At 72.8% G+C, this 10,848-nt stretch carries 2 protein-coding genes; both read left to right on the forward strand.

Annotated features, from left to right (window positions below; genetic code table 11):
• On the forward strand, positions 1-6,531 hold a 6,531-nt coding region (locus tag VFE05_10300; protein HET6230447.1), incomplete at its 5' end, for an amino acid adenylation domain-containing protein.
• A 575-nt stretch (positions 6,532-7,106) separates the two neighbouring features.
• Entirely contained in the window at positions 7,107-10,424 is a 3,318-nt protein-coding gene (locus VFE05_10305; protein HET6230448.1) for an amino acid adenylation domain-containing protein, read from the forward strand.
• Positions 10,425-10,848: the final 424 nt, after the last annotated feature.

Here is a 10,848-nt window from a genome sequence, read left to right on the forward strand (position 1 = left end):
TTCGCGCAGGAGCGGCTGTGGTTCCTGGACCAGATGGAGCCCGGCGGCGCCGCGTACAACATGCCCGCCGCGCTGCGCCTGTCCGGCGCGCTGGACGTGCGGGCGCTGGATGCGGCGCTGGGCGAGATCGTGGCCCGCCACGAGTCGCTGCGCACCACCTTCGCGGCGGTCGACGGGCGCCCGGTGCAGGTCGTCGCCCCCGCACAGCCCTTCACACTGCCGGTGGAGGACGTCCCGGCGTCCGATGAAGCTGCGCGCGAGGCGGAGGTGCACCGCCGCGCGTCGGAAGAGGCGACGCGGCCGTTCGACCTGGCGGCGGGCCCGCTCTTCCGCGCGAGCCTGCTCCGCCTCGGCGAGCGGGAGCACGTGCTGCTGCTCGCCATGCACCACGTGGTCAGCGACGGGTGGAGCATGGGCGTCTTCGTGCGCGAGCTCACGGCGCTATACGAGGCGTTCGGCGCGGGCCGCCCGTCGCCGCTGCCGCCGCTGGCGGTGCAGTACCCGGACTTCGCGGCGTGGCAGCGCGAGCACCTGAGCGGCGCCGCGCTGGACGAGCAGCTCGCGTACTGGCGCGGCGCTCTGGCCGGCGCTCCCGCGCTGCTGGAGCTTCCGACTGACCGGCCGCGGCCCGCGACGCAAACCTTCCCCGGCGCCATCTACCGCTTCGGCCTTCCCGCGTCGCTCCAGGCCGCCGTGGGCGACGTGGCGCGCCGGGAGGGCGCGACGCCGTTCATGGTGCTGCTCGCCGCCTTCCAGGCGCTGCTGGCGCGCTGGTCCGGCCAGGACGACGTGGTGGTGGGCACGCCCATCGCCGGCCGCGTGCGCGCGGAGCTGGAGCCGCTGATCGGCTTCTTCGTGAACACGCTCGCGCTGCGGGCGGACCTCGGGGGCGACCCGACGTTCGCGGCGCTGCTGGGGCGCGTGAAGGAGACGACGCTGGGCGCCTTCGCGCACCAGGAGGTCCCGTTCGAGAAGCTGGTGGAAGAGCTGAACGTGGAGCGCAGCCTGGCCCACGGCCCCGTCTTCCAGGTGATGTTCGCGCTCCAGAACGCGGAGATGGGCGGCCTGCGCCTGGGCGGTGTGGAGCTGGGGATGGTGGATGCGGGCACCGGCACGTCCCGCTTCGAGATGACCGTTTCGATGATGGAGACGGAGGAGGGCCTTTCCGGCACGGTCGAGTACAACACCGACCTGTTCGACGAGGGCACCATCGCCCGTCTCGCCGAGCAGTTCGGCACCCTGCTGGAAGCCGCGACCGCCGCGCCGGAGCGCCGCCTCTCCGCCGTGGACCTGCTTTCGGGAGATGAGCGGCGGCGCATCGTCTACGAGTGGAGCGGCCGCGCGACGGACTACCCGCGCACCTCGTCCGTCCACGCGCTCTTCGCCGCGCAGGCTGCGGAGACGCCCGATGCGCTGGCGGTGAAAGCGGGAGATGCGCGGCTGTCGTATGCGGAGATGGACGCGCGGAGCAACCGTCTGACGCGGCATCTCCAGTCGCTCGGCGCGGGCGCCGGGAGCCGCGTGGGGCTGTCGATGCAGCGCTCGGCGGAGATGGTGGTGGCGCTGCTCGCGATCCTGAAGGCCGGCGCGGCGTACGTGCCGCTAGACCCGGCTTATCCGGCCGAGCGCCTGGCGTTCATGCTTGCTGACTCCGCCGTCTCGGTCCTGCTCGTGGATGATGTCGTCCCGGCCGCGCTCTCGTCCTTCGCCGGCGCCGTTGTTTCCCTCTCGGCAGATGCGGAGCGGATCGCGGCGCAGAGCCCCGCATCTCCCGACGTCGCCGTGCCCGCGGAGGCGACGGCGTACGTCATCTACACGTCCGGCTCCACGGGCCAGCCGAAGGGCGTCGCCGTCCCGCATCGCGCCGTCGTGCGGCTGGTGCGCGGGAACGACTTCGCGGACTTCGGGCCGGATCACGTCTTCCTCCAGCTTGCGCCCATCGCGTTCGACGCATCGACCTTCGAGGTGTGGGGCGCGCTGCTGAACGGCGCCACGCTGGCCGTCTTCCCGCCCCATACGCCCTCGCTGGAGGAGCTTGGCGGCTTCCTGGTGCGCGAGAAGGTCACGACCGCGTGGCTGACGGCTGGCCTCTTCCACCAGATGGTGGATGAGCGGCTGGACGACCTCGGCGCGCTGCGGCAGCTTCTCGCGGGCGGAGACGTGCTCTCGGTGCCGCACGTTCGACGCGTCATCGAGGCGCATCCGCATCTGCGCGTCATCAACGGCTACGGGCCGACGGAAAGCACGACGTTCACCTGCTGCCACACCGTCGTTCCGGGAGATGTGGAGCGGGGCAGCATCCCCATCGGCCGGCCGGTCGCGAACACGCGCATCTACGTGCTGGACCGCGCGATGCAGCCGGTTCCGGCCGGCGTCCCGGGCGAGCTGTACATCGGCGGCGACGGGCTGGCGCATGGTTATCTCAACCGTCCGGACCTGACGGCCGAGAAGTTCGTCGCGGACCCGTTCTCGGCAGGTGGGGATGCGCGGCTGTACCGGAGCGGCGACCGGGTGCGGTGGCTGGCGGACGGAACGGTCGAGTTCCTGGGGCGGATGGACGAGCAGGTGAAGATCCGCGGCTTCCGCATCGAGCCGGGCGAGATCGAGGCGGCGCTCGCCGCGCATCCGCGCATCCGCAGCGCATCCGTGGTGGCGCGCGAGGACGCGGGCGGCGGCAAGCGCCTCGTAGCCTACGTCGTCGCGGCAGCGGACGGCGCCGCATCTGCCGAGTCGCCCGCATCGACCGAGGATCCCGAAGCAGCCGCATCGACCGAAGCGGCAGCATCTTCCGACGCGTCGTCATCTTCCGAAGCGCAGGCATATTCCGCATCTGCGGACGTGCTTTCGGCGGAGGAGATGAGGGCGTGGCTGCGGCGGACGCTGCCGGAGCACATGGTGCCCGCGGCGTTCGTGTGGATGGACGCGCTGCCGCTCACGGCGAACGGCAAGGTGGACCGCCGCGCGCTGCCCGCGCCGGAGCACGCCGAAGCCGGGGGCGAGTACGTGGCGCCGCGCACGGAGACCGAGCGGGCGATGGCGGCGATCTGGGCGGAAGTGCTGGAGGCGCCGCGGGTGGGCGTGGAGGACGGGTTCTTCGACCTGGGCGGCCACTCGCTGATCGCGACGCGCGTGATGTCGAAGGTGCGCCAGGCGTTCGGCGTGGAGCTGCCGCTGCGCGCGATCTTCGAGGCGCCCACGGTGGCCGGCCTCTCCGCGCGCGTGGACGCCGCCCTCGCGGCAGGCGACGACGGGCGCGCGCCGCCCATCGTGCGGCGGGAGCACGGCGGGCGGGTGCCGCTGTCGTTCGCGCAGGAGCGGATGTGGTTCCTGGACCAGATGGAGAGCACCGGCAGCGCGTACAACCTGCCGCTGGTGCTGCGGATAGAGGGCGCGCTGGACGTGGACGCCCTGCGACGCGCGCTCAACGAGATCGTCGCGCGCCACGACGTCCTCCGCACCACCTATCCCGTCGTGAACGGCGAGCCGGTGCAGCACGTGGCGGACGACCTCGTCCTGCCGCTGCCGGTGCAGGACCTCTCGCATCTCCCGCCTGCCGAGCGCGAGGAGGAGACGCGCCACGTGGCCGCCGCGGAGTCGTGGCGCCGCTTCGACCTGGCGAGCGGCCCCATCGTCCGCGCCTCGCTGCTCCGCCTGGCGCCCCAGGAGCACGCGTTCGTCCTGGTGATGCACCACATCGCGGGCGACGGGTGGTCGCTGGGCGTGCTCTCCGCCGAGCTTGGCGCGCTGTACGAGGCGTTCAAGGCGGGCGATGCGTCGCCGCTGCCGCCGCTGGCGGTGCAGTACGCGGACTACGCGGCGTGGCAGCGCGAGTGGCTGAGCGGCGACGAGCTGGAGCGGCAGCTTGGCTACTGGCGCGGGCACCTGGCCGGCGCGCCCGCGGCCATCGACCTGCCCACGGACCGTCCCCGCCCCCCGGTGCAGACGTTCAGCGGCGCGCTGGAGTGGTTCGACCTGCCGCGCGGCACGGGCGACGAGCTGGACCGCCTGGCCCGCGGCGAGGGGGCGACGCCGTTCATGGTGCTGCTGGCCGTCTTCCAGCTCCTCCTGTCCCGCTGGTCCGGCCAGGACGACGTGGTGGTCGGAACCCCCATCGCCGGCCGCGCGCACGGCGAGACGGAGCCGCTGATCGGATTCTTCGTGAACACGCTGGCGCTGCGCGGCGACCTGTCCGGCGATCCCACGTTCCGCGATCTGGTGCGGCGCGCGCGGGCGGCGGCGCTGGGCGGCTTCGCGCACCAGGAGCTCCCGTTCGAGAAGCTGGTGGGCGAGCTGGCCGTGGAGCGCAGCACCAGCCACACGCCCGTGTTCCAGGTGATGTTCTCGCTGCAGAACGTGGGGCTCAAGGGGCTGGATCTGCCCGGCCTGCGCTTCAGCGAGATCGGCACGGACATCGACACCGCCAAGTTCGACCTCTCCCTCACCGCGGTGGAGACGCCGGACGGCATCCGCGCGGCGTTCGAGTACAACACCGACCTGTTCGATGCGGAGACGGTGCGCCGCATGGCCGGCCACTTCTCCGCCCTGGCCGCGTCCGCCTCCTCCGCGCCCGACGCTCCCATCTCCCGCCTGGCGATGCTGTCGGACGACGAGCGGGAGGAGGCCGTGGGCCGCTGGAACGATACGGAGCGCGAGTGGCCGGACGCGTCGCCCGTGCACCGGCTGTTCGAGGCGCGCGCCGCCGCCACGCCGGATGCAGTCGCGCTGGAGCAGGCGGGCGAGCGCGGGACGTACGCGGAGCTGAACGCGCAGGCGAACCGCATCGCGCACCATCTCGCGGCGCTGGGCGCGGGGGCGGAGTCGCGCGTGGGCGTGTGCCTGGAGCGGTCGCCGGAGATGGTGGCGGGGCTGCTGGGCATCCTCAAGGCGGGCGCGGCGTACGTGCCGCTCGACCCTGTCTACCCGGCGGAGCGCCTGGCGTACCTGGCGGAAGATGCGGGGCTGCGCATCGCCCTCACCACGCTGGACCTGTCCGACCGGCTGCCGCCTGGCGTCGTCCCGGTGCTTCTGGACGCGGATGCGCAGGCCATCGCCGCCCGCCCATCTACCGATCCCGCCGTGCCGGTCCACGCGGAGAGCCTGGCGTACGTCATCTACACGTCCGGCTCCACGGGCAAGCCCAAGGGCGTGCTGGTGCCGCACGGCGGCGTGGCGAACTACACGCGCTTCGCCGCCCGCGAGTACGCGCTGACGGCGGCGGACCGCTTCCTCCAGTTCGCGAACATCAGCTTCGACGCCAGCGTGGAGGAGCTGTTCGCGCCGCTCGCCACCGGCGGCACGCTCGTCCTGCGGACCGACGCGATGATCGCATCGCCAGCGGCGTTCCTGTCGCTGTGCGGCGAGTGGGGCATCACAGCCCTGTCGCTGCCCACCGCGTACTGGCACCAGGTCGCAGCCGCGATGGCGGCCGACGGGCTGCCGCTGCCGGAGAGCGTACGGCTGGTGGTGATCGGCGGCGAGCGGGCGCTGCCGGAGCGCGTGGCGGACTGGCAGGAGGCGGTCGATCCCCGCGTGGTGCTCTACAACTCGTACGGGCCCACCGAGGTGACCGTCGCGGCGACCTTCACCGTCGTCGCGGACGGCGCCGGGAGGGCGGAGCGGGAGATCAGCATCGGCCTGCCGGTGGACAACGACACCGCATACGTGCTGGACGATGCGGGGCAGCCCGTGCCCGTGGGCGTGCCCGGCGAGCTGTGCCTGGGCGGCGCCGGCGTGGTCCGCGGCTACCTGGGTCGGCCGGGGCTGACGGCGGAGAAGTTCGTCCCGGACCCGTTCTCCGCCCGCCCCGGCGCGCGCCTGTACCGCACGGGCGACCGCGCGCGCCGCCGCGCGAACGGCGAGCTGGAGTTCCTGCGGCGCGCGGACGACCAGGTGAAGGTGCGCGGCTTCCGCGTGGAGCTGGGCGAGATCGAGTCGCTGCTGCGCGAGGCGGACGCGGTGGCCGAGGCCGTCGTCGTCGCCGGGCCGGACGCGCGGGGGGAGGTGCGCCTTGCCGCCTACCTCGTCGCGGAAGAGGGCGCGGCGCCCGCCGTGCCGGAGATCCGCTCCGCGCTGCGCGAGCGGCTGCCGGAGTACATGGTGCCCGGCGCATTCGTGGTGGTGGATTCCCTCCCGCTCACGCCCAACGGCAAGATCGACCGCGCCGCCCTGCCGATTCCGGAACCCGACGCGGGCGATGCGGAGCGCGGGACGTTCGCGCCCCTGCGCTCGCCGCTGGAGGAGACGCTGGCGGCCATCTGGAGCGAGGTGCTGGGGGTGGAGCGGGTGGGCGCCCACGACAACTTCTTCGACCTGGGCGGGCGCTCGCTGCTGCTGGCGCAGGTGCACGAGCGCATCCGGACGGAGCTGGGGCGCGAGGTGGGGATGGTGTCGCTGTTCAAGTATCCCACCGTGCGCCTCCTCGCGGACTTCATCGCCCGCGACGCGGACGACGGCGTGGAGACGACGGAACGCGGGCGGGAGCGCGCGGCGGCGCGGCGGGAATCGCGGGACCGGCGGCGGGAGCGGAGGTGAGGGGGAGACGGCCCTCACCCGGCTCGTAAAACTCGCCTGCCCTCTCCCGCAAGCGGGAGAAGGAACGGGTCCACGGTGGCTGGGGTGGTGGTGCCCAGGCGGGCCTCCTCGCGGCCGATGCGGTGGCGGACTCGCGCTGCGCGCTGCGCGCTGCGGGGGCGAGGGCGGTGCGGCCGGCTACGGCCTTCGTCCGAAGGACGACCGCAGTTCATAGCCGGGGGTTTCATACCCCCGGCGCGGCAGCGACGGCAACTGGATCCGCGCGGATGGTGCGGCAGCAGCCCGCGCAGGCGGGCTTCGCGCCGTAGCCCGCGGCTTTAGCCGCCAGGGCAATGCTGCGGCGAATCACCCGTCGCCCCGCGACCTCGCCGCCGCAAGCCGTAGCCGTTAGTCCCCGCAGGGGGACTTTGCGCGGTCGTTGCCGCAGTTTCAACCGCCCGCCGCCGCGTTGCCGCGCGTCTGGACCGCGCGGCACCCCCGGGCGCCGATCCACATCTCCTGACAACAACGGCATCCGCGGCGCAGATGCGGCTACGGGCGCGAACGGTTGGCCCGCAACTTCTCTCGATGGCTTCATGATGGACGCGACAATGGACGGAACCACGCTGGCGCCGGGAACGGACGAGGAGGACGAGGTCTACGTCTTTCCCGTGTCGTTCGCGCAGCAGCGGCTGTGGTTCCTGGACCGACTGGAGCCGGGCAGCACCTTCTACAACACCCCGCTGCCCGTCCGCCTGCTCGGCCCGCTGGACGTGCCCGCGCTAGAGGCCGCGCTCAGCGAGATCGTGCGCCGCCACGAGACGCTGCGCACCACGTTCGCGGTGGTGGACGGGCAGCCGGTGCAGTCCATCGCGTCGCCGCGCCCGGTGCCGCTGCCGGTGGTGGAGCTGGGCGACGTCGCGGAGGAAGAGCGCGAGGCAGCGGTCCAGGCCAAGGTCGCGGAGCTGGTGACCCGTCCGTTCGACTTGGAGCGCGGGCCGCTCTTCCAGGCCACGCTGGTCCGCATCGCCCCGCAGGACCACGTGCTCGCGCTGGCGATGCACCACATCCTGTGCGACGCCTGGTCCATCGGCGTGCTGATGGGCGAGGTGAACACGCTGTACGAGGCGTTCCGCGAGGGCCGCGAATCGCCGCTGCCGGAGCCCGCGATCCAGTACGCGGACTTCGCCGTCTGGCAGCGCGAGCACCTGGCGGGCGAAGGGCTGGAGCGGCAGCTCGCGTTCTGGAAGCAGCACCTCGCGGGCGCTCCGCCCGTGCTCGACCTTCCGTACGACCGCCCGCGCCCGGCCGTGCAGACGTACCGCGGCGCCACCGTGCGCGCGGACCTCTCCCGCGCCACGATGGACGCGCTCACGGCGTTCGCGCGGCGCGACGGCGGCACGCTGTTCATGGTGCTGCTCGCCGCGTACAAGACGGTGCTCGGCAGATGGGCGGGGCAGGAGAACGTGGTGGTCGGCACGCCCATCGCCGGGCGGATGGACGAAGAGACCGAGGCGCTGATCGGCCTCTTCATCAACACGCTGGCCGTGCACACCGACCTCTCCGGCGATCCCACCTTCCGCGAGCTGGTAGGCCGCGTGCGCGAGGGGCTGCTGGGAGCGTATGCGCACCAGGAGCTTCCGTTCGAGAAGCTGGTGGAAGAGATGCACGTGGAGCGCAGCCTGTCGCACGCGCCCATCTTCCAGGTGATGATGGTGCTGCAGAACGCGCCCACGCTGGCCGGCGCCGCTCCGCTCCAGGGCACCGAGTTCGCGCCCATGGACGTGCCGCGCGACACGCAGAAGTACGACCTGACGCTCAACGCCGCCGAGCATCCGGAAGGCGTGCACCTGGCGCTCAGCTTCAGCACCGACCTGTTCGACGCGGAGACGGTCGCGCGTCTACTCGACCATCTCACCACCCTGCTGGAGTCCGTCGCGGCGGACCCGAACCGCCGCATCTCGCGCATCCCCCTCAGCGCGGCGGACGAGCGGGAGACGGTGCTGCGCGAGTGGAACCGGACGGAGCGCGACCTCGGCCCCGCATCCACCGTCCACGCGCTCTTCGAGGCCCAGGCGCGAGAGACGCCGGACGCCACGGCTGTCGTCTTCGGCGACACCGTGCTGACGTACGCGGAGCTGGATGCGCGGGCTGGGCGGCTCGCGCGGCATCTCCGGACGCTCGGCGTGGGGCCGGACGTGCCGGTGGCGATCTCCGTCCATCGGTCTGCCGAGATGGTCGTGGGGATGCTCGGCGTGATGAAGGCGGGCGGTGCGTATCTGCCCGTCGACCCCGCCTACCCGGCCGAGCGGCGCGCGTACATGCTGGAGGATTCGGGCGCCCGTGTCGTCCTCACCATGCGCGACCTCGCCACGAACCTGCCGGAGCACACCGCCCGCGTCGTCCTCCTCGACGCGCCGCTGGACGTCGCATCACCCGACAACGCAACCGCTTCGGTAGATGCTGGCGAGGCGGCGGGAGATGCGGGGATTCCGGTGGATGCCGATCCATCGAACCTGGCGTACGTCATCTACACGTCGGGCTCCACGGGGCGGCCGAAGGGCGTGATGGTGCCGCACGCGGGCGTGTGCAACCTCGTCCGCGCGCAGATCGAAGCCTTCGGGCTCACGCGCGAGAGCCGGGTGCTCCAGTTCGCGTCGTACAGCTTCGACGCGTCGGTGTCGGAGATCTTCCCGGCGCTGCTCTCCGGCGCCACGCTCGCGGTCGCCCCGCGCGAGTCGCTCATGCCCGGCGAGCCGCTGCGCACCACGCTTCGGGAGATGCGGATCACCTTCGCCAAGGTGCCGCCCTCCGTCCTCGGCGCCATGCCGGACGCGGACTTCCCCGCGCTCGCGACCATCGCCTCCGCCGGCGAGGCGTGCCCGGCGGACGTGGCGCGGCGCTGGGCGGCCGGGCGGCGCTACCTGAACGTCTACGGGCCGACGGAGACCACCGTCTGCGCCACCATCGGCTTCGGGGGAGACGGGCAGCGGCGGCCGCCCATCGGCGGGCCCATCGCGAACGTGCGGGCCTACGTGCTGGACGCTGCGGGCGAGCCGTCGCCCATCGGCGTGCCGGGCGAGATCTTCGTGGGCGGCGCTGGTGTCACGCGCGGCTACCTCGGCCGCCCGGGCCTCACGGCGGAGCGCTTCGTCCCCGATCCCTACTCGGCCCAGCCGGGCGCGCGGATGTACCGTACGGGCGACCGCGGGCGCTGGCTGGCCGGCGGCACGGTAGATTACCTCGGGCGGCTGGACGAGCAGGTTAAGGTGCGCGGCTTCCGCATCGAGCCGGGGGAGATCGAGAGCGTGCTCCGGTCGCATCCCTCCGTCGCCGAGGCCGCCGTGATCGCCCGCCCCTCCGACGCGGGCGACCTGCGCCTCGCGGCCTACGTCGTCCCCTCGTCCGGCACGGCGGACGTGTCGCCCGCGACGCTGCGGGCCTTCGTGGCGGACCGGCTGCCGGAGCACATGGTGCCGGCGTACTTCGTGGCCCTGCCCGCGCTGCCGCTCACGCCCAACCGCAAGCTGGACCGCCGCGCCCTCCCCGCGCCCGACGCCTCGCTGGGCGCCGCCGCGGAGTTCGTGGCCGCGCAGGGCGCGGTGGAAGAGATGCTGTCCGCCGTGTGGCGCGAGGTGCTGGCGGTGGACCGCGTGGGCGTGAACGACAACTTCTTCGAGCTCGGCGGCCACTCGCTCCTCCTGGCGCGCGTGCAGTCCCGCATCGAGGAGCAGATCGGCCGCCCCGTCCCGATGGTGTCGCTCTTCCGCTTCCCCACCGTCCGCACGCTCGCCGCACATCTCCGCGAAGGCGAGCCCGACGACACGGTGACGGTGCAGAAGGGGCGAGCGAGGGCAGATGCGCGGAGAGCCGCGCGGGCGGGGAGGGTTGAGAGGCCCTCACCTGGCTCGTAAAACTCGCCTGTCCTCTCCCGCAAGCGGGAGAAGAAACGGGGTCCACGGTGGATGGGGTGATGGTGCCCGGGTGGGCCTACTCGTGGCCGGTGCGGTGGCGACTCGCGCTGCGCGCTGCGGGAGGGCGGGTAGAGTGGCCTCGGTGCGGAGCCCTGGCTCATCGTAGCAAAGGTGGATGTGTTTGCGGGGATGGTGCGGCAGTAGCCCGCGCAGGCGGGCTTCGCGCCGTTGTTGCCGCGGTTTCAACCGCCAGGCACCTCCGGCGCCGATGAGGACGATGTACGTGATGCTGCCGGGAACTCGGTACTTCAGGGTGACGGAATGACGGAGGCGATGTTGGATCCGATGGAGGCGCCGGCCGCGGCCGGGGGGAACGACGACGTCTACGTCTTCCCCGTGTCGTTCGCGCAGCAGCGGCTCTGGT

Source organism: Longimicrobiaceae bacterium (assembly GCA_035696245.1).
Lineage (GTDB): Bacteria > Gemmatimonadota > Gemmatimonadetes > Longimicrobiales > Longimicrobiaceae > DASRQW01.